Source organism: Pseudomonas sp. FBCC-B1667, assembly GCF_059133255.1.
Map to the genome: position 1 here is coordinate 5,667,825 of NZ_CP101437.1, position 20,017 is coordinate 5,687,841.

The window sequence follows — 20,017 nt, forward strand, 5'->3', positions numbered from 1 at the left end:
CGACTGCTCGGGGCGTTTTACGTTGTGCGCTGTGGTGAGCGTCGATCCGTTTGTTAAATCAACAAGCCCATCTCTTTCGCCCGCGCCACCGCCTGCGTACGCCGCTCCACCCCAAGCTTGCTGTTGATATGGCTGGCATGGGTTTTAACCGTGTGCAGCGAAATAAACAGTTGATCGCTGATTTGCTGGTTCGAACAACCTTGGGCAATCAGGCGCAGTACCGCCAGTTCACGGGCGCTGAGCTGCTCGGCTCCCGCACATGGCTCCACCGCCGGACGAACGGCTAAGATCGGCAAGTGTTCCGCAAGGTTGTGCGAAAAAGTCGTAGGGGGACACAGCTGAAGTTGCCCATGCATCCACTCCGAATGTTCTGCGAGCAACCCGTCGAAGGGTTGCAAGACGCCACCGGCCGCCGCCTCGAGCGCCTGAGCCAGCGCCTTGCGGGCCTCGGGCTCCCGCCCGCTGATCAGTAACAAGGTGACTTTTTGGGTCAGCGCCATTGCGCAGAGCAATTGCCGTCCGGTTCGCTGCCCATGCTCAAGCAACGCATTCAACCGGCCCTCGGCGAGCATCGGTTGGCCTTGAATGACTTCCAGCCAGGCCTGCTGCAACTCGATATGCAACGGCAGTTGTGGATGAAACTCCGGCGGTGCTGCAGCGTGTTCGCCGTTGTAGGTCTGGCCCAGGCGCGCCAGCCAGGCTTCGGCCAGGTCGGTGCGCCCCTGCGCCAGCCAGAGTTCGCATTTGACCAGGGTGATCATCGCCAGATAGTAAATCGGTGGCACGTCCCAGATGTGCATCAGCCGCTCGGCTTCGGCCAGTTCGGCGAAGGCTTTGGCGAACTCGCCGCTATTGCCCTCAAGTCGGGCGATCACGCAATGACCGAGCAACACGCTGATATCGCGACAGGCCCGTGCTTCACTCAAACCGGCTTGCAAACGGGCCCGCGCGACCTGCGGTTGCAGCTGCATGGCCAGGAGGAAACCTTCATACAGGGTCAGCCGTGCACGTACGGCGTAAAGCCGTTGCGGCGACAGCCCCTGAAGACGTTGCAGCCCCTGACGGACTTCCTGCAGCGAACGCAGGATTTCCCCACGCGCTTGCAGCACACGAGCACGGTCGTAATGGGCCAGTGCTTCAAACAACGGGTTGCCGACCCGCTGCGCCAATTCCAGCGACTCACGGTTCAAATTGCGCGCACGCCACAAATCACCGTCGGCGATGGCCAGGTTGGACAGGGTCGAGAGGCACATCAGCCGTTGCCCGTAGCGTTTGCCCGGCAGGCTTTGCAGCGCTTCAGTGCAATAAAGTAGTGTCAGGTCGCGGTTGCCACGCCCGCGAGCAATGATGCCGCTCAGGGCCAGCCACTGCGCCAGCATCGACTTCTGCGCGGTGGCCGAAGGAGCCGGCAGAAAGCGGCTCAAATGGGCGGCCAGTTCCTCGGCAGCGTCCAGCTGACAGGCCAGCCCCAACGCCCAGCTATAGAGCACGATCAACCTGGGGGTGCTGATCAGCAAACTGTCGGGCAAGTCCATTTTCCAGCGCAGCAACATGCCAACGTTCTGCTCGGCGAGCAGTTGTTCTTCGGAGAGGTTTTGCACCAGGTTGGCCGCAACGTCCAGATGCCCGGCACGCAACGCCTGTTCAACCGCTTCGTCGAGCAGCCCCTGCGCATTGAACCAGCGACACGCGCGCAAATGCAGGCTGGCAGCAGGCACTACCGTCTGCGCGGTGGGCCGGGTGCGCAGCAGGTCGGAAAACAGATGGTGATAGCGAAACCAGTGGCCATGCTCGTCCAGCGGCACCAGAAACACTTGATGTGCCTGGAGGAAACGCAGGATTTCGGCACTGTCATGCGCTTCGCGAACTGCGTCGCAGAGCTCACTGCAAAAACGTTCCTGGGGTGCCGTGTCGTAAAGGAACTGCTGCACGTCGGCCGGCAGGCAATCGATGACCTCTTCGAGCAGGTAATCGCGAATCAGCCCCTCCCCACCGTGCAGCGACCGCGGCAATGCACCCTCAGTGCCCACCTCGGAGGCCGCCAGCAACCAGAATCGCAGCCCCGCAACCCAGCCTTCACTGCGTTGAATCAGGCTTTCCATTGCTTCGCCACACAACGAACTGCTGTGGCGATCAAGCAACGTGAGGGCTTCGTCATGGGTCAGTCGAAGGTCCTGCTCATGCAGTTCGAGCAGTTGGCGCGACAAGCGCAAACGGGCCAGGTGCCAGTCCGGGCGCTGTCGACTGGTGACCATGACCAGCAAGCCATCAGGCAAATGATTGAGGAAAAACTGCAGACAACGATCCAGTACCGGGCCTTGCGCGAGGTGGTAATCATCGAGCACCAGCAGCAAAGGCGTACTCGTCGACAGGTGAACGGCCAACTCGTCCAGCAACCCGTCCAGCCACTCTTCAAAGGCGAACGGCTGATGGCGCTGACGCATTTTCAGCAACCCCAACGCCTGGCTGCCCAGTGTCGGAAAATAATCCTGGAGCCCTTCGAGCAATCGTTCGAGGAAACGCCCCGGGTCGCTGTCTCGAGGACTCAACCCCAGCCACAGGCTTTGCCAATGAGCCGGCAGCCCCTGACAGAACTCCACCGCCAATGAACTCTTGCCGAACCCGGCAGGTGCGCTGACCAGCAACAGCCTGCCACCGAGACCGGCACTCAGGCGCTCGCACAGACGAGGCCGCAGCACATGGCCGTCGGGCAACGGGGGCCGAAAAAAACGCCCGTCCAATGCGGCGACGGAAACGCTTGCGGGGCCCGGGGGTGGGGACAGATCAGTCATGGCCGGCTCTTGTTTGAATTGCGGATGGCGGCGTTGCAGATGTCCGCAGACTAGCGGTAAACGGATAGGGAATGAAGGTTATTGCTACAAATGGCTACAAAAAGTCTACAAGCAGAGATGTCGGCCCACCCGGCATCCACACCGCCTTCGAAGCCTCGCAGTCTCGGCAGCTGCTACAACGGCTTTTTGAACGCCAAAAAAAACGCCCCGAACCAGTCGGGGCGTTTTGAGTAGCCTCTGTTCAGTACCGGTTAGCGAACCCCGTCCTGACGCAGTGCTGCGGGTGTGAAGTCACTGGTGGTAGCGGTGAAGCCGAAGTTATACGCGGACTTCTCTTCGTTCTTCATACCCAACGCCAGGTAGCGACCCGATTGCAGGTCGTACAGGGTTTCCAGGGTGTACCACGGCACTTGAACGTTGTAGTAATCCTGAGCATGGGCTTCTGCCACACGCCACAGCTGGTTACGACCGTCGTAGTGATCGATCACGGCGGCTTGCCAGGTGTCTTCGTCGATGTAGAAGTCACGTTTGGCGTAGATGTGACGCTGACCTTCCTTCAAGGTGGCGACCACATGCCAGACCCGGCGCAGCTCGTAACGGGTCAGGTCCTGGTTGATGTGACCGGCCTTGATGATGTCGGAGTACTTGAGGTTCGGCGAGTCGAGCTTGTAGCTGTCGGAGGCGATGTACATCTCTTTCTTGCCTTCGAGCTTCCAGTCGTAGCGATCCGGTGCACCGTTGAACATGTCCAGGTTGTCGGAGGTACGCAGGCCATCCGCCGCGGTACCCGGCCCGTCATAGGACACTTGTGGTGCACGACGCACGCGACGCTGACCGGCGTTGTAGACCCACGCCGAACGCGGCTCCTTCACTTGGTCGAGAGTTTCGTGCACCAGCAGCACACCACCGGCCAGACGTGCCGGCGCGGTCACTTTCTGCTTGAAGTAGAACAGGATGTTGCCCGGGTTTTTCGGGTCGTAGTCCTTCATCTTGTCGCGGAAAACGAACTGGTCTTCGAAGTACACCAGGCTGAAAGAACCGTTCGGCTGTGGCGTGGCCTGAGTCACCAGACGGGTCACGCTGCCGCCGCGATAGCGGGTGATGTGGTTCCAGATGACTTCAACGCCGCTTTTCGGAATCGGAAACGGTATGGCGGTTTCGAAGTTTTCCAGGCCGTTGCCACCGGACACGAGGGTCGTTGCGGTGGCGTTTTTCTTGATGGCGGCGAACACGTCATCCGGCACGGTGGAGCCGCGATGGGACGGGTAAACCGGCATCTTGTAGGTTTCCGGGTAGCGCTTGAACATCGCGTACTGGCCCGGGGCGAGTTTCTCTTTGTACTGGTCGACGTTCTGCGCGGTGATGGTGAACAGCGGTTTTTCACTGGCGAACGGGTCGGACAGGAAACCTTTGCTGTCAACAGCGCCTGCATTTTTCGGCAGTGGCTTCCAGGCCGGAATCGAACCGTCGGCGTTGCCCGCCATCTCGGCACCCATCGGCGTCAGGCTCTTGCCCAGTTTGTCGGCTTCGGCCGCAGGGACCGCCGCCATCACACTGGTTGCCAGCAGCGAAAGCCCCAGAACACCGGCGTGGAACAGACTTTTTGTTATTTTCATAGGTGTGTTCGTCCTCAAAAATCAGTGCTTAGAAGTTCACGCCGACGCTGAGCGCAACAAAGTCGCGATCATCTACGGTGGTGTACTTGCCGTCGAAGAAGTTGGTGTAAGCCAGGCTCGCGGTGTAGGTGTTCTGGTATTCGGCATCGACGCCCAGGCTCACTGCTTTACGACCTTCCTCGAAGTTGCCGCCAGGGCCTGGCGAGTAGCCGCTCACGTCGTGGGACCAGGCCACGTTCGGCTTGAGGTTCACACCGGCGAACACGTCGTTGTATTCCCAGATCGCACGACCGCGGTAGCCCCACGAAGTCGCTGTGGTGAAGCCTTCGTTGGTGCAGTTGCGGCTGCGGTTGTTGGTGGCTGTACCCGGACCGGCACCGTTGATGGTGCTGGTATTGAGTGCAACACAGGTGTCCAGAGCGCCCGAGGCGGGCAACTCACCCGGACCGTAGACCGGATCGCGGCCATAACGAACGTCAGAGGTGCTTTCCAGGCCACCGACATGGGTCACGCCCACTTCACCGACCAGCGTAAGACGACTGGCGCCCATGACTTGATCGAAGAAGTGCGTCAGGGTGGTCTGGAACTGGGTGACCTCTTTGCGACGATAACCGTTCAGGTCAGTGCCCGGCGCGGCGGAGAGCAACGAAGCGTTGGTCAACGGGTTGTTCGGGTTGTTGTTGCCCAAAGGACGAATGCCCGCGAACAGAATGTCCGTGGAGTTCAACTGCACCGGTGCGTTCGGACGGTAGCTGATCTCACCGCTCCACGCCGTACCGGTAGGCAGGGTGGTGGAGAAACTCAAGCCGTACAGGCGAATGTCTTCAGGGTACTCGATGAAGTATTTCGAGTTACCCGCGACCAGCAGCGGGCCCAAGGCCTGGAACGGGCCTGGCAATGCCGCCACGCCGTTGTAAACCGACTGCGGCGCACCGGTGGCGCTGAAGATCGGCGCACGGCTGTGGTAGTTCATGAAGTAGGCGCCGAACTCGGTGTCCAGCGGGTCGAACATGTACTTGAAGGACGCGCCCCACTGGCCGCTGTCGCGCGCATCACGATCGCCGCCACGCTGGACCAGTACACCTTCCTCGTTGACGTTAACGCCGTTTGCAGCCAACGGGCCCAGCGCGATGGCCGGAATTTGCGAGCGCTTGTTCAGCACGCGCAGGTTGTTATCGCAACCGTCGGCGACGATGTCTGGCTGGGAGAAGAACGTGCCGCAGTTGTCGACAACGGTCTGGTCCCACTCCAGCTGATAGAACGCTTCGGCCGAGAGGTTTTCGGTCAGGCTTTGGGACACGTAGAACATGTTGACCGGGATCAGGCCTTCCTTGATCTCGGCACCTGGACGACGGAACGCGGATACGTCAATCGGGTTGATCGAGTTGATGCCGCCGCCGATGAACGTACTTTCACCCCAGCTCACGACCTGCTTGCCCAGACGCACGGAGCCCGGCTCATCGGCAACGGTGTAGTTGTGGTAGATGAAGGCGTCGAGGATTTGCCCGCCAGAGGACTTGGCGCCCTCTTTACGGCCGTCGTTTTCGACGTTCTTGAATTCCAGGTTGGTATCTTGCAGCGCGAAGTCGTACCAGTATTTGCCCCGGACAAACACGCCGGTATCGCCGTATTTCAATTCAAGGTCATGGATGCCCTTGAAGATCTTCGAGAATGCTTGCCCGCTCTTGAAGTTCAGGTGACCGTCATCGGAGGTCTGGGACAGGCCATGCCCGCCGTTGTTGACGCCGATCAGGTTCTTGTTCGGCTGTTGGGTCGAGATGCTCATACCCAGCGACAGCGACGAGTCGAACTGACCTTCGATTTCACCAACGTTGAAACTGACGCCGAATGCAGGCCCGGCGAGCGAAGAGGCGAGACTGACCGCCAGGGGCAATTTCGCCCGGCGCCAGAACTTGTTTACTGATGTCATCGACGCTACTCCATGTGCATTATTGTTATGGCAGTGAGCACTTCTAAAAACGTTGTGGATGACGGGGAGCCAAGGCGTCCCGAAGTCACTCCAAAATTGCATCGCCCCGTTTTGTGCGTTTGCTCCGTTCTTAAAAATCCTTGAGCGGACTATAGCCAGCAGGTAGTAGAGCTTGATCCCTCTAAAGTGTGATTTGCAGCTGCCGGCCACTCTGGAACAGTCCTTTCGCCAGTCCGACACCTGTCGGCACGGCAAGGATGGCTGAAAATTCGGATTACACAAGCCAAGCGCTTGCTTGGTGGGCCTGGCGTACCCTTTTGGGCACGCCAGGAGGCGCTTAAAGCGTCGAGAGGAAGGTGCTGTTGTTGGCCTGCCATTCAGTGATGTCGAGGCGGATGCGCTTCTTGTCGAGCTTGCCGACACTGGTCTTGGGAATTTCAGTAACAAGGGCAATCTGGCTAGGAATTGCCCACTTGCTCAGGTGCCCCAATTCCACGAACGGCTTGAGGTGTTCCTTCAGTTCCCGGGCCCCGATCTCATGCCCTTCGCGAAGCACCAGCAGGGCGAACGGGCGCTCCCCCCACTGCGGGTCGGCGATGCCCACCACTGCTACTTCGCGTACCGAAACGTGGCGACTGATCAAGTCTTCGAGGTCCAGGGAGGAGATCCATTCGCCACCGGTCTTGATCACGTCCTTGATGCGGTCACGGATATCGATGACGCCCATGGCGTCCAGCGTCGCCACGTCGCCGGTATGCAGCCAGCCCCCGGCCCAGAGCTCGGCGCCCTTCTGCGGTTCGTTGAAGTAACCCTCGGTGAGCCATGGCGCACGCAGCACGAGCTCGCCCTGGGTTTCGCCATCGGCGGGCAGGAAGTTGCCCTCGGTGTCGACGATCGCCGCCTCCACCAAGGGGCCCGGCACGCCGGCCTTGATGCGATAGGTGGTGCGTTCGTCTTCGCTGCCCGCCATCAATTCATCGTTGAGGTGAGCACAGGACACCAGCGGCCCGGTTTCCGACATGCCATACGCCGCCGTCAACTGGATGCCCTTGGCCTTGGCCGACTCGTACAGCGTGCGGTTCAGCGCACTGCCACCGATAACGATTTTCCAGCCGCCAAAGTCCGTTTCCTGCGCCGCTTTGGCGTTGAGGATCATTTGCAAAATGGTCGGTACGCAGTGGGAAAAGGTGACCTTCTCCTTGCGCCACAGCTCCACCAGGTATTCCGGGTCGTAACGGCCGGGATACACCTGCTTGAGCCCGAGCATGGTCGCCACATACGGCAAGCCCCAGGCATGCACATGGAACATCGGGGTGATCGGCATGTACACGTCGCTGGTGCCTAGCAGGCGTACGCTGTCGATGGAGCCCATGATGGTCGACACCCCCATGGTGTGCAGGACCAGTTGCCGGTGGGTGAAATACACACCCTTGGGATTACCGGTCGTACCGGTGGTGTAGAACGTGGTCGCGACGGAGTTTTCGTCGAAGTCCTGGAAATCGTATTGCGGGCTGGCGGCCGCCAATAACTGCTCGTACTCGCCGATCAGGTTCGGCAGGTCAGCGGTTTTCTCCGGCAGATCAGTCAGCAGCAGGGTTTTCTCGACCGTGGTCAGGTGCCCGGCAATCGCCTGGTAAAGCCCCACAAACTCGGTGTTGACCAGCACGAAGCGGTCCTCGGCGTGGTTCATGGTGTAGAGGATCTGTTCCGGCGACAGGCGCACGTTGATGGTGTGGATCACCGCGCCGATCATCGGGATGGCGAACATGCATTCCAGGTAGCGATGGCTGTCCCAGTCCATCACCGCCACGGTATCCCCGGCCTTGACCCCGGCGGCCGTCAGTACATTGGCCAGCCGCGCGACCCGTTCAATCAGGGTCGGATAGCTGTAACGCAGCTGGTCGCGGTAAATGATCTCGCGTGTTTTCTCGTAACGAGCGCCGGACATCAGCAACCGTTTGATCAGCAGCGGATACTGGTAAGCGCCTTCGGCTGGGGGGATAACGCGAGTCTGCAACATATGAATCCCTTTTCTGGCTGCACGGTGTTGGCTGAATGAAAGCACTTTAGTGCCCTTCAATGTCAGCCAAATCAGCCAAAGGAATGATTTGCAGAGCCGTCCAAATGCTAGCTTTGCGCCAGCATTTGCAGGATATCGAGGATCAACCCGCTATCAATGCATCTCGGTGAACGCGAGTTTCACGCCGATGGCGATCAATACCACGCCCATGGTGCGGTCGAACCAGTGGCCCATGCGGGCAAAACCGGCGCGCACACGCTGTTGGCTGAACAGCCGCGCCACCAGGCAAAACCACAGCGCTGTCGCCGCCGCGAGGTAAACCCCATAACCGGCTTGCACCGCCAGCGGCGTATGCGGGTTGATCACCACGGTGAACAACGACAGGAAAAACAGCGTGGCTTTCGGGTTCAGGCCGTTGGTCACGAAACCGGAGGTGAAAGCGCCCCGGGCGGTGCGCTCGCCGGCTTCCTTGTGTAGATGGTCGTCGACCGCTTTGGCCGGCTGCGCGCGCAGGGCTTTGTAGCCGATGTACAGCAGGTACGCGGCGGCGGCCCATTTCAGCGCGTTGAACAGCACGATCGACTGGGACACGATCAGGCCGATGCCGAGCAGCGAATAGCCCACGTGCAGGAAAATGGCGGTGCCGACGCCCAGCGCCGTCCAGGTGCCGGCACGCCGACCGTGGGTCACGCTTTCACGCACCACCACGGCAAAGTCGGGGCCGGGACTGGCCACGGCGAGCAAGTGAATCAGGGCAACGGTCAAGAACTCTGTCCAGTACATGGGGGCTCCTTTGGGGTAGATCGGTCGAAATGAAACTCACAAGGTTAACGCCACCCCCTGCAGGAGTGAGCCTGCTCGCGATAGCAGTTAATCAGGTGACACAAATGTCAACTGACACTCCGTGATCGCGAGCAGGCTGATACTGCGTAACCATTTGTTTCATCTGGTAGGCTCGGCAGATTACGCCTTCAGTTCAATGCACAAAAGGTACAGTTGATGACGAACTCTCGCCGCGCCGTTTTCCTCGACCACCCGTCCCTGGACCTCGGCGACCTCGATCTCAGCCCGTTGCGTGATTGTTTCGACGACTTGCAGCTGTTCGCCCAGACCATGCCGAATCAAGTGATCGAACGCCTCAAAGGCGCCACGGTGGCCATCAGCAACAAGATCCTGATCAACGCCGACGCCATCGCCGCCAGCCCCGACCTGAAGCTGATCCTGATCACCGCCACCGGCACCAACAACGTCGACCTCGCTGCCGCCCGCGCCCATGGCGTTACCGTTTGCAACTGCCAGGGTTACGGCACGCCGTCGGTGGCGCAGCACACGATCATGTTGCTGCTCAACCTCGCCACGCGCCTGGCCGACTATCAAAAAGCCGTGGGCGAAGGTCGCTGGCAGCAGGCGAAACAGTTCTGCCTGCTCGATTACCCGATTGTTGAGCTGGAAGGCAAAACCCTCGGCCTGCTCGGCCATGGAGAACTGGGTGGCGCCGTCGCACGCTTGGCAGAAGCATTCGGCATGCGCGTGCTGCTGGGTCAGATCCCGGGGCGCCCTGCTCGGCCGGATCGTTTGCCGCTTGATCAACTGCTGCCGCAGATCGACGCCCTCACCCTGCACTGCCCGCTCAACGAACATACCCGCCACTTCATCGGTGCCCGTGAACTGGCGTCGATGAAACCCGGCGCCTTCGTGGTCAATACCGCGCGCGGTGGCTTGATCGATGAACAGGCGTTGGCCGATGCCTTGCGCAACGGTCATCTGGGCGGCGCGGCCACCGATGTGCTGAGCGTCGAGCCACCGACGGCCGGCAATCCTTTGTTGGCCGCAGACATTCCGCGCTTGATCGTCACCCCGCACAACGCTTGGGGCAGTCGCGAAGCACGGCAGCGAATCGTGGGGCAATTGACCGAAAACGCGCAGGCTTACTTCAGCGGTACAGCGCTGCGGGTCGTCAGTTGATAAACTGCCGCACTTTTTTTCAAGGAGCAGAGTATGGATCCGCGCAGTGAAGTACTGCTTCGTCAGCCTGAGTTATTTCAGGGTTCGGTGTTGTTGGCCGGTTTGCCCGCAGACGATCTGCTGGGCCGACTGCCCGCTGCCCACGGTTGGTGCTGGCACGCCGGCGACCAGGCCGCGCTGGACGCCCGTTTCGCCGAGCGCAGTCATTTTGGCGTAAACGCCCCCGAGCGTGAGTTCGAGACGGCGGTGGTGTTTCTGCCCAAGTCCAAGGACCTGACTGATTACATCCTCAACGCCCTCGCCTCGCGCCTGGCCGGCCGTGAGCTGTACCTGGTCGGTGAAAAACGCAGTGGCATCGAAGGCGCCGCCAAACAACTGAACCCGTTCGGCAAACCGCGCAAGCTCGACAGTGCCCGTCATTGCCAGCTTTGGCTGGTCACGGTGGCCAACGCGCCGGAAGCCAGGTCGCTGGAAAGTCTGGCGCAGACCTATGAATTGCCACTGGCTGAAGGGCCATTAAAAGTCATCAGCCTGCCGGGCGTGTTCAGCCACGGTCGCCTGGATCGCGGCAGCGCGCTGTTGCTGGAGCATCTGGACAAGCTTCCAAGCGGCCACTTGCTGGACTTCGGTTGCGGCGCGGGCGTGTTGGGCGCGGCAGTGAAGCGCCGTTATCCGCACAATCAGGTGACATTGCTCGACGTCGATGCGTTTGCAGCGGCCAGCAGTCGCCTGACCCTGGCCGCCAACGGCCTGGAAGCCGAGGTGATTACCGGCGACGGGATCGACGCCGCACCAATGGGTTTGAGTGCGATCTTGAGCAACCCGCCGTTCCATGTCGGTGTCCATACCGATTACTTCGCTACGGAAAACTTGCTGCGAAAAGCAGCCAAACATCTGAAAAATGGCGGCGAACTGCGCCTGGTCGCCAACAGCTTCCTGAAGTATCAACCGCTGATCGAGGAACACCTCGGCGTGTGCGCCATCAAGGCCGAGGGAGAGGGTTTCCGAATCTACCGGGCCAAACGCGGCTGAGAAATAAGTGCTTGCCTAACGGATTTTGCCTAGGCAGAATCCGCTCCGTCCTAGGGGAGTAGTCTCCCACGAGCGCCATGCTCGTCCGGCATACGTCAACATACTTGGTCCTCAGACCATGGCGTATGCGACCCAAGCGTCCGCATCAGACGGATCGCCGGGTTTGACAAGACCTATGACACGAACACCTTACCCGGGGCGGGAAGGCTGTACGTGTCATAGCCGTGTCGACCCGCCCCTTAGGAAAAACCCTGATGATGCTCGATTCACTTCTCGTTCCTACCGCAATCGTTGCCTTGGCCGAAATCGGCGACAAGACGCAACTGCTCGCGCTCATTCTCGCTGCCCGTTTTCGCAAGCCATGGCCGATCATCGCCGGCATCGTCGCCGCGACCCTGGCCAACCACGCAGCCGCCGGTGCGGTCGGTGCCTGGTTCGGCAGCTTCTTCTCGAATGCGACACTGCACTGGATCCTGGCCGCCAGCTTCACCGCGACCGCCTTGTGGACCCTGGTTCCGGACAAGATGGACGACGACGTCAGCACCGCGCGCAAGTTCGGGCCATTCCTGACCACGCTGATTGCATTCTTCCTGGCGGAAATGGGTGACAAGACCCAGGTCGCTACCGTGATGCTGGCGGCGCAATACCCGGATCTGTGGCTGGTCATCATCGGCACCACCGCCGGTATGTTGATTGCCAACGTGCCAGTGGTGCTGGCCGGTAACTTTGCGGCGGACAAGCTGCCATTGACCCTGATCCGTCGACTGGCGGCATCGGCGTTCTTCATCCTGGCGATTGTTGCGGTGTACAAGGCGATGCAGAGCAGCGGTTGGGTTTGATTGAGTAGGTCGGAAGACCGCGTTATCGTTCTTCGCGAGCCCGCTCGCTCCCACAGTAGATCTCGTACCAATGTGGGAGCGGGCCTGTTCGCGAAGGCGTCAGCAGCCTTACGACAGATTCAGGATTTGCGCGCATTCTCGTACAACGGCATCACCTTCGGAATCGCCGACTGCAACGCCGCGGTCCGACTGCTGGAAGACGGGTGAGTGCTGAGAAACTCCGGCGGCGCCCCCTCATCAGCCTTGCTCATTTTTTCCCACAGAGTGATCGCCGCATTCGGGTTGTAGCCCGCTCGTGCTGCCAGCTCCAGGCCGATCAGGTCAGCTTCGTTTTCATTGGTGCGACTGTTGGGCAAGGTCATCAACAGGCTCACGCCGTTATTCCCCACCTCGACAATCGACGCGGGCGCACCCGCTGCTATCGCCACTTGCTGCGCGATATTCAAGCCATAGGATTTGGAAAGTGCCTCACGGCCATGCTCGCGCAAGGCATGAGCGATTTCATGCCCCATCACTGCAGCCAGCTCATCGTCAGTCAGTTGCAGCTTGTCGATCAGCCCGGTGTACACAATGATCTTGCCGCCTGGGCCGCAATTGGCGTTGAGGTCGTCACTCTTGATCAGGTTGACCTCCCACTGCCATTGCGCCGCATCCGGGCGAAACGTTGGCGCCTGGGCGATGAGCCGATCGGCAATCGCCTGCACGCGCGCCGCCTCGGTACTGGTCTTGTCGAGGATGTTTTTGTTACTCGCATCCCCCAGGGTCTGCTTGTAGTCCTGCGCGTAGGCTTGATTGACCTGAGCGCTCGACAACAATGTGGTCATGTGTTGCTTGCGCACCACACCGACTTCACCTGCACTGGTTGTATTGACGGTCTCGCAGCCGTTCAGCAGCAAGGCCGAACCCAACACGCACGCCACCAGAGACTTGTTCATCACCGCACTCCTATAAAGCCGTCACCCGACTCGGGACGACGGCAGTAGCAAAAAATTCATACAGCACTGACTGCCTTGCCCCACAAAGGTTCGGCACCTTTCTGATTGCGACACGGGCACGTCCAAAACAGCCATTTCGCCCACCCCCGCTCATGGCTGTCCACCCCGCTGCCGATACACCTCCGCAGACGTCCTCTTGCGTGCGGAGCCCCCATGAAATTCAAGTCGATCCAGTTTTCCGTGGCCGCCCTCGCCGGCGCCATCGTACTTAGCGTAGTCGCCGCACTCGTGCTGTACGCGTTGTTCTCCGGCGCCCGGACGCAAGACATGGTCCAGCAACGGACCCAGGCTCAATTCGAGCAAGTCATCGAACAACGTCTGACGTCGCTGGCACAAACCCAGGTGAGCCAGATCCAGCGTGAACTCGAAGCGCCGCTGCTGATTGCCGGTGGACTGGTGCGGGTCAACGCCCTGATCGGCACACCGGGGCCCGACGGCCAGCCTCAGCTGAATGTGAGCCGTGAGCAGTTGATCAGCCTGATCAAGGAAAACGTGGTCAAGAACCCGAAGATCCTCGGCACTTACATCGGCTGGGAAAAGAACGCCCTCGACCACAACGATGCCGCCTACGTCGACACCACAGTGACTGGCATCGATACCAGCAACGGACGCTTTCTGCCGTGGTGGTTCCGCAACGATGACGGCACCCTCGGGCTGGACAAACTGGTGGACGTCGACGACCAGAAAACCCTGTCCACCGGCGTACGCGCCAGCGAGTACTACCTGTGCTCCAAGGAAACCAAAAAATCCTGCGTGATCGACCCCGCGCCCTACAAGGTCGGCGACAAAATCGTCATGCTCGCCTCCTTTATTGAACCGATCATGCTCAACGGTGCCTTCCAGGGCATCGTTGGCGCCGACCTGTCGGTGAACTTCATTCAGGAAATGCTCCTGGGCGCGAACCAGAAACTGTACAGCGGCGCAGGGGAAATGGCGTTGATCGGCGGTAACGCCCGAATCGTGGCCTACACCAAGGACCCGAGCAAATTTGGCGAGAAGGTCAGCGACATCCTCGACAGCCAGCAGATCGCCAACATGGGCAATCTCAAGCGCGGCGAAGTGACCTACACCGTCGACAAGGCCCACGACCGGATCGAGTTGTACCTGCCATTCGGCATCGGCCAGACCGACGCGCGCTGGACCCTGATGCTGCAACTGCCACTGAACGCGGTGATGGCCGACCTGCAAAAACTCCAGGGCGACCTGAATGCACAGCGCAAATCCGACACTTTCGGCATGGCCATGGTCGGTTTGCTGATCGCCGGTATCGGCCTGCTGGTGATCTGGCTGGTGGGCCACGGCATTGCCCGACCGCTCAAGCAAATGGTGGCCATGCTCGATGACATCGCCAAAGGCGAAGGCGACCTGACGCGCCGCCTGACCAGTGATCGCGCAGACGAACTGGGCTCGATTGCCAAAGGCTTCAACACGTTCCTGGCCAAGTTGCAGGCAATGATCACCCAGGTCGTGACCTCGGTGCAGAGCGTCAGTGATTCGTCGGAACACACTGCCGACATCGCCATTCGCACCAACATCGGCGTGCAGAAACAAATGGCCGAGATCGATCAGGTGGCCACGGCGGTGCATGAAATGACCGCCACCGCCCAGGACGTGGCGCGCAACGCGACCCAGGCCGCGCAAGCCGCCAGCCATGCCGACCAGGCGGCGGCGCAGGGCATGCAGATCGTGCGGGACACCTCGAACTCGATTGGCGTGCTGGCAGTAGAGATCGGCAAGGCGGTGGGTGTGGTGCAAACCCTGGCCAAAGACAGTGAAAACATCAACGCGATCCTCACGGCCATTCGCGGGATCGCCGAGCAAACCAACCTGCTGGCCTTGAACGCGGCCATCGAAGCGGCCCGTGCCGGTGAGCAAGGCCGTGGTTTTGCAGTGGTGGCCGACGAAGTGCGCAACCTGGCGCAGAAAACCCAGAAGGCCACCGAAGAAATCCAGACCATGATCCAGCAACTGCAACAAGGCACTCGCGACGTGGTGCGGGTCATGGAGGACAGCCAGAACCGCACGGACGAAAGCGTGCTGCACGCGGCGAAAGCGGCCGAGGCGCTGGAGACCATTACTCAGGCAGTGTCGGTGATCAACGACATGAACACGCAGATTGCCAGCGCGGCCGAGGAACAGAGCGCGGTGGCGGATGACATCAACCGTAACGTGATCAACATCGGGCAAGTGGCCAATGAAGTGGCTGGCGGGGCAGATGAATCGAGCGCGGCGAGTGCGGACCTGACCAAGCTGGCTGAACAGCAGCGGCGGTTGATCAATCAGTTCAAGGTCTGATTCAAAGTGCCCTTCGCGAGCAAGCCCGCTCCCACATTAAATCTCCATGGTTCGCCTGTTTTGTAATCACAGGAGATCAAGTGTGGGAGCGGGCTTGCTCGCGAGGGGCCGGAACAATCACCACATCACTCAGCCTGGGGTCAGACACTCCGGCGCATTCAGCTTCGGATCATTCACCAGGTTCGCCAGCACCCGCTCGCGCAACGCCGCCGGTTCACTGGCAAGCAAGGCCTGCAAGGTATGCAACGGCGTCTTGGGATCCAGCCACGCCGCCTGCCCCGCTTCGTCCAGAATCAACGGTCGACGCTGACTCGCCGCCGGCTGCGTGATCACCGCTGTGCTCAACCACACCTGCTCCTGCACCGGGTACGCTTCCCAGATCGCCGCAAAAAACAACGAAGAGCCCTCCCCCGGAGTGAGCCAGTACGGGCGCTTGCGCGTAGTGCCGCGCCATTCATAGAAACCGTTGGCCGGCAGCAGGCAGCGACGCTCACGGAAAGCCTGGCGAAACATCGGTTGCTCGGCAACGGTTTCGGCCCGGGCATGGGCGGGGGTGCGGGACAGATCGGTCAGCCACGGTGGCGTCAGGCCCCAGCGGGCGCGGGCCAGTTCACGCTGGCCGTCGGCACCGGCACGCAGCATCAACACCGAATCGTTGGGAGAAATATTCCACTGGGCCTGCTGATCGGCGGGGAAGCCAGGCAGGGCCGCGAAGGCGGGGTTCCAGCGAAACAGGGCATAACGTCCACACATGGGGCAACACGGCTCTGAATAAAACGAACGTCAGCCTAACAGACCAAGGTGCCGGGAAAGCTGTCCGGTTCATCACCGGGCAACGGCAGCGCGGCATTGTACGCGGTGATCAGCTCCCGGGCGTATTCGGCCTGGTCGTTATCGACCGACAACCCGAGCAGGCCGAAAATCGGCAGTTCACCCGTCCCGCCAAGCAAATCACGCCCCACCAGATGCGCCTCGATGCCTTCGCTGGCGAGCATGCCTTGCAGCAATTCACCTTCCATCAGGTTTTCCGGCTCGTAGATTCGCTGCATGGGCGCCCCTCATTCGTTCTCGCTGAAAACTTCCAGAAACCAAGCATCGTCATGAACCTGCAATACGAACGTGATCGGCCGACAACACACCTGGCAGTCTTCTATATAGGTCTGATCGCCCCCGGACAAATCCACCGTCGTCTCGACTTCTTCACCACAATACGGACATTCATACAGTGCGCTTTCCAGCATCGCAGTCTCCCAGGTGACTTGTGCGTATAATCGCCGGTCTATTTGCAGGGCTATTTTTGTCTGGCTAATTTTCAGACCGTGCCCTGCCGGTTTTTGATCAAAACCTTTACTTACCCTAGCCGTTTCTAACAAGAGAGCATGATGGGCGAATTCGATGCCATCCGACCTTACGACGACAGCGAAGTCCCAGCGGTACTGGACAGGTTGCTTGGCGACAAGGCGTTTCTAGATATCCTCACCCACTTCCGCTTCCCGCGTTTTGCCGGTGCTTTCGGCTGGATGCTCAAACCTCTTATAGCTCATCGGCTGCGCCGCGAGTTCGCCGGCGTGCATTCGGTGGCCACGTTGCAGGACAAGGTCGAGATGTACGTCGACCACACCATCGAACGCGCAACAGACGGTGTCACCTATACCGGCGTCGAGCAGTTCAAATCCGGTAGCGCCTACCTGTTCATCGCCAACCACCGCGATATCGTGATGGACCCGGCCTTCGTCAACTACGCCGTGTACCACGCCGGCCTGCCGACACCGCGAATCGCGATTGGCGACAACTTGCTGCAAAAACCTTTCGTCAGCGACCTGATGCGCCTGAACAAGAGCTTCATCGTGCACCGTTCGATCACCGGTCGTCGCGAGAAGATGGCCGCGTATCAACTGCTGTCAGCCTATATCAACCACTCGATCCGCAACGATTGCGCTTCGATCTGGATAGCCCAGGCAGAAGGTCGGGCGAAAGACGGCGACGACCGTACCGAGTCGGCCATCCTCAAAATGTTCCACATGTGCCGCAAGGACGAGCCGTTCGGCGAAGTCATTCAATCGCTGAACGTCACCCCGGTGTCGATCAGTTATGAATACGACCCGTGCGATCAGGCCAAGGCCCGCGAGTTGTTCATCCGTGCGACCACCGGCAGCTACACCAAAGTGCCGGGCGAGGACGATGTGAGCATCGCCAAGGGCATCACCGGCTACAAGGGCCGCGTGCACGTAAACTTCGCCGCGCCGATCACCGAGCTCTTCGAAGACACCAAGCAATTGGCGATCGAGATGGACAAGCAGATTCTCGGGGGCTACCGCCTGTTCCCGGTGCACTACCTGGCCTATGCCCAATGGAAAGACGCCGACCCGCAATTGCAGGTGCCCAAAGCGTCTGAAGTGTTTGCGGCCGACGAACTGGCCAAGGCGCAGGAAGAGTGGAACAAGCGCCTGGAAGGCTGCCCCGAGGAACATCGTCCGTTCCTGGTGCTGCAATATGCGACGCCAGTGCGCAATCAGTACCGGGTGAAAGCCGGGTTACCGCTGTAAGGCTTCCGACTGGATACGACAACGGCGCCCTTGTGTGGCGAGGGGGCTTGCCCCCTCACCACAGATCCCATGCCAGACATTTCAGACCCGCGTGCTGATCCACGACACCAGCAACGCCAGCCCCAGGCAGGCGAACCCGAAACGATAGAAAAAGCGGTTCATGCGCAAGGTCGCCCAATCCAGGGTCGGCTCGACGCTGGGCTGGCTCTGGCGCTGGGACACGATACTGGCCATGGCGCGTTGTTCGCGGCGACGGGTGGCATGCAGCAGCCAACTGCCGGGGAAGGCCAGCAGCAAGGCCAGAAGATTGATCAGCTTGGCGGGATGGGCGGTAAACAGCGTCATCAAATGCAGCGACATCACGGACCTCAAACAAAACAGGTGTGGCAGGCGCCGGACCGACGACTGCGGCGCGGATTCTACCGAAAGCCTCTCCTCCTGCACTCGCTTTACGACAAATAACTGACCATTTGGCAGATTCCTGACCCGAGTCACAGCTTCGTCATCTGAATCCGTCAGTCTCGCGCCCCACGAAAACAGACACGGATATCGTCATGCTTCACGCTGAAAACCAGGATCGCCTCTACCTCATTGCCCCGAGCGATGAACAACAAAACCTTGTGGGAAGCCTCGCCTTCAACGTTCAGGATCGTCACTGGCTGGTGTATTGCGCGCTGGGCGGACATCAACATGCGGATTTACCGGAGACGGACTTGCTGACCGGTGTGAGTGTGCTGGACTTCTACTCCGAAGCCGCCTGACACCCAACATTCCTACAAGTATTCGGTGTACACATAATGAAAAAGCCCGGGGCCATTGCTGGCTCCGGGCTTTTTTGATTCCCGCGAATGGTTATTCGCCGAGAACCTGACCCACGGTTGGGTCCTTGAACAGGCGCGTCAACGCATCGCTCAACACATCGCTGACCAGCTTGGTGTTGGTTTCCTGGTTCGGCGCCATACCGAAGCGCTGGTCCAGCGACGCACCGTAACGACCGCTGTAACGACGATTGGCGTTCTGCACATCGGAGCGGAAGGTCGCGCCGATAGTTGCTTCGGTCACGAACATGCCTTCTTTAGGCGACTGATACTTCAGCTCGGTCAGGGTCACGGTGATTTGCGGTGCGCCCGGTGCATTGTTGGTTGGGGTAAAGCCCAGCAACCGTACGGCCGCTTCGGACTGCGCCTGCAGCTTCGGCAGAATCTGCGCGCCCTGCACGGTGATCGCGCTGGTTTCCGGGTACAGGCCGCCGCGTGTGCCCAGCGTTGGCGACGGACGCCCGTCCACCACACGCACCACCACTGGCTGGCCATGGCCGACCGGCGCCAGCTGGGTTGTCAGCTTGGGTTCAGGGTTCAGTTGTTGCGGGCTGTGGGCGCAGCCGACAAGGGTCAAACTGGTCACAGTGATCAAACCGAACAACAGGCGTTGCAACATGCGCTTCTCTCCAGAATCAGGCACAAACAGGCCGGCAGTATAGCGGTGGGCCACTGCGGCTAACCAGTGGCCTTCAATCAATACTGAAATGTCTGACAACCCCTTGGAAAAGCGGTTCCTGTCACACATCTGTCATCGCCCATACACTGGCACGTAACGGCTCGTAGGCAATCTTCTCGGCAGTTCCCTCATCAGGTACCTCGCTATGCGCTATCTCTTCTCCTTGTTCACACCACGCCCGCTGCACCGTTGCTTTGCCCTGCTGGACAGCAATGGTCATTGCCAGGCGTTCAAGCAGTGCAGCCTCCAGCCGATGGGTGAGAGCTGGGTCGAAATCGAAGAAATCCGTCTTAACTGGTTGCATCAACCACTGCCACCTGGCGCACGCGTGAGCACCCGCCAGCCACGCGCACGAGTGCAACATCTGTTGACCACCTGACCGAACGCCTAATAAAAGTCATTAAACACGTCCATTTCCCTGCGTTTCTTAGATACAATCTCCCCCCGATTATAAGGACGTCTCCTGATCGGGCCTCGCAGCATCGTCAAT

The 20,017-nt window shown here is 60.0% G+C and carries 18 protein-coding genes, 1 pseudogene and 1 riboswitch; of the genes and pseudogenes, 8 read left to right on the top strand and 11 right to left on the bottom strand.

Annotated features, from left to right (window positions below; genetic code table 11):
* Positions 1-53 precede the first annotated feature (53 nt).
* From NL116_RS26185 to NL116_RS26205, 5 genes are all read right to left on the bottom strand, one after another.
* A complete protein-coding gene (locus NL116_RS26185) occupies positions 54-2,792 on the bottom strand; it encodes a winged helix-turn-helix domain-containing protein (RefSeq protein WP_494374665.1) in 2,739 nt (912 codons plus the stop codon).
* Positions 2,793-3,043: 251 nt separating this feature from the next.
* Positions 3,044-4,408 (bottom strand): DUF1329 domain-containing protein, encoded by a 1,365-nt coding sequence (locus NL116_RS26190; RefSeq protein ID WP_494374666.1) that lies wholly within the window; start codon positions 4,406-4,408, stop codon positions 3,044-3,046.
* Positions 4,409-4,436: 28 nt separating this feature from the next.
* Positions 4,437-6,338, bottom strand: a complete 1,902-nt coding sequence (locus NL116_RS26195; RefSeq protein ID WP_494374667.1) for a DUF1302 domain-containing protein — start codon at positions 6,336-6,338, stop codon at positions 4,437-4,439.
* 337 nt (positions 6,339-6,675) lie between these two features.
* Complete coding sequence (locus NL116_RS26200) at positions 6,676-8,358, bottom strand: fatty acid--CoA ligase (protein WP_494374668.1); 1,683 nt, start codon at positions 8,356-8,358, stop codon at positions 6,676-6,678.
* 153 nt (positions 8,359-8,511) lie between these two features.
* Positions 8,512-9,141 (bottom strand): LysE family translocator, encoded by a 630-nt coding sequence (locus NL116_RS26205; protein WP_494374669.1) that lies wholly within the window; start codon positions 9,139-9,141, stop codon positions 8,512-8,514.
* A 216-nt stretch (positions 9,142-9,357) separates the two neighbouring features.
* On the opposite strand from NL116_RS26205, the gene NL116_RS26210 reads away from it, so the two are divergent.
* The 3 genes from NL116_RS26210 (at position 9,358) to NL116_RS26220 (ending at position 12,194) form a co-directional block, all read left to right on the top strand.
* Positions 9,358-10,323 (top strand): 2-hydroxyacid dehydrogenase, encoded by a 966-nt coding sequence (locus NL116_RS26210; protein WP_494374670.1) that lies wholly within the window; start codon positions 9,358-9,360, stop codon positions 10,321-10,323.
* Between the two features lie 33 nt (positions 10,324-10,356).
* Positions 10,357-11,355, top strand: a complete 999-nt coding sequence (locus NL116_RS26215; RefSeq protein ID WP_494374671.1) for a methyltransferase — start codon at positions 10,357-10,359, stop codon at positions 11,353-11,355.
* A 40-nt stretch (positions 11,356-11,395) separates the two neighbouring features.
* A riboswitch (yybP-ykoY riboswitch) is annotated at positions 11,396-11,520 on the top strand.
* 92 nt (positions 11,521-11,612) lie between these two features.
* On the top strand, positions 11,613-12,194 hold the full coding sequence (locus NL116_RS26220) for a TMEM165/GDT1 family protein (protein ID WP_027925988.1): 582 nt from the start codon (positions 11,613-11,615) through the stop codon (positions 12,192-12,194).
* 119 nt (positions 12,195-12,313) lie between these two features.
* On the opposite strand, the gene NL116_RS26225 is transcribed toward NL116_RS26220, so the two are convergent.
* Positions 12,314-13,129 (bottom strand): M48 family metallopeptidase, encoded by an 816-nt coding sequence (locus NL116_RS26225; RefSeq protein WP_494374672.1) that lies wholly within the window; start codon positions 13,127-13,129, stop codon positions 12,314-12,316.
* 1,302 nt (positions 13,130-14,431) lie between these two features.
* On the opposite strand from NL116_RS26225, the pseudogene NL116_RS26230 reads away from it, so the two are divergent.
* Together NL116_RS26230 and NL116_RS26235 are read left to right on the top strand one after the other, a co-directional pair.
* Positions 14,432-14,629: pseudogene (locus NL116_RS26230) on the top strand (HAMP domain-containing protein); the annotation flags it as partial.
* A 111-nt stretch (positions 14,630-14,740) separates the two neighbouring features.
* Positions 14,741-15,484, top strand: a complete 744-nt coding sequence (locus tag NL116_RS26235) for a methyl-accepting chemotaxis protein (RefSeq protein WP_494378138.1) — start codon at positions 14,741-14,743, stop codon at positions 15,482-15,484.
* Between the two features lie 129 nt (positions 15,485-15,613).
* On the opposite strand, the gene NL116_RS26240 is transcribed toward NL116_RS26235, so the two are convergent.
* Genes NL116_RS26240 through NL116_RS26250 form a run of 3 tightly spaced genes read right to left on the bottom strand, consistent with a single transcriptional unit; the run spans position 15,614 to position 16,725 of the window.
* Positions 15,614-16,237 carry an SOS response-associated peptidase gene (locus NL116_RS26240; RefSeq protein ID WP_494374673.1) on the bottom strand — a complete coding sequence of 208 codons (624 nt, stop codon included), beginning with the start codon at positions 16,235-16,237 and terminating at the stop codon, positions 15,614-15,616.
* Between the two features lie 35 nt (positions 16,238-16,272).
* The gene (locus tag NL116_RS26245; protein WP_494374674.1) at positions 16,273-16,533 is read right to left on the bottom strand and encodes a putative signal transducing protein; all 261 of its coding nucleotides are present in this window, start codon (positions 16,531-16,533) and stop codon (positions 16,273-16,275) included.
* 9 nt (positions 16,534-16,542) lie between these two features.
* Positions 16,543-16,725, bottom strand: a complete 183-nt coding sequence (locus tag NL116_RS26250) for a CPXCG motif-containing cysteine-rich protein (protein ID WP_494374675.1) — start codon at positions 16,723-16,725, stop codon at positions 16,543-16,545.
* Positions 16,726-16,866: 141 nt separating this feature from the next.
* Between NL116_RS26250 and NL116_RS26255 the strand changes: the two genes are divergently transcribed.
* Complete coding sequence (locus tag NL116_RS26255) at positions 16,867-18,030, top strand: 1-acyl-sn-glycerol-3-phosphate acyltransferase (RefSeq protein ID WP_494374676.1); 1,164 nt, start codon at positions 16,867-16,869, stop codon at positions 18,028-18,030.
* A gap of 81 nt (positions 18,031-18,111) precedes the next feature.
* Here the strand turns inward: NL116_RS26255 and NL116_RS26260 are convergent, their stop codons facing one another.
* The gene (locus NL116_RS26260; protein WP_494374677.1) at positions 18,112-18,390 is read right to left on the bottom strand and encodes a hypothetical protein; all 279 of its coding nucleotides are present in this window, start codon (positions 18,388-18,390) and stop codon (positions 18,112-18,114) included.
* A gap of 194 nt (positions 18,391-18,584) precedes the next feature.
* Here NL116_RS26260 and NL116_RS26265 point away from each other — a divergent pair, with 194 nt between their 5' ends.
* Entirely contained in the window at positions 18,585-18,791 is a 207-nt protein-coding gene (locus tag NL116_RS26265; protein WP_494374678.1) for a hypothetical protein, read from the top strand.
* Positions 18,792-18,882: 91 nt separating this feature from the next.
* On the opposite strand, the gene NL116_RS26270 is transcribed toward NL116_RS26265, so the two are convergent.
* Positions 18,883-19,467, bottom strand: a complete 585-nt coding sequence (locus tag NL116_RS26270; protein ID WP_494374679.1) for a YajG family lipoprotein — start codon at positions 19,465-19,467, stop codon at positions 18,883-18,885.
* A 205-nt stretch (positions 19,468-19,672) separates the two neighbouring features.
* Here NL116_RS26270 and NL116_RS26275 point away from each other — a divergent pair, with 205 nt between their 5' ends.
* The gene (locus tag NL116_RS26275) at positions 19,673-19,906 is read left to right on the top strand and encodes a hypothetical protein (protein WP_494374680.1); all 234 of its coding nucleotides are present in this window, start codon (positions 19,673-19,675) and stop codon (positions 19,904-19,906) included.
* Positions 19,907-20,017 lie beyond the last annotated feature (111 nt).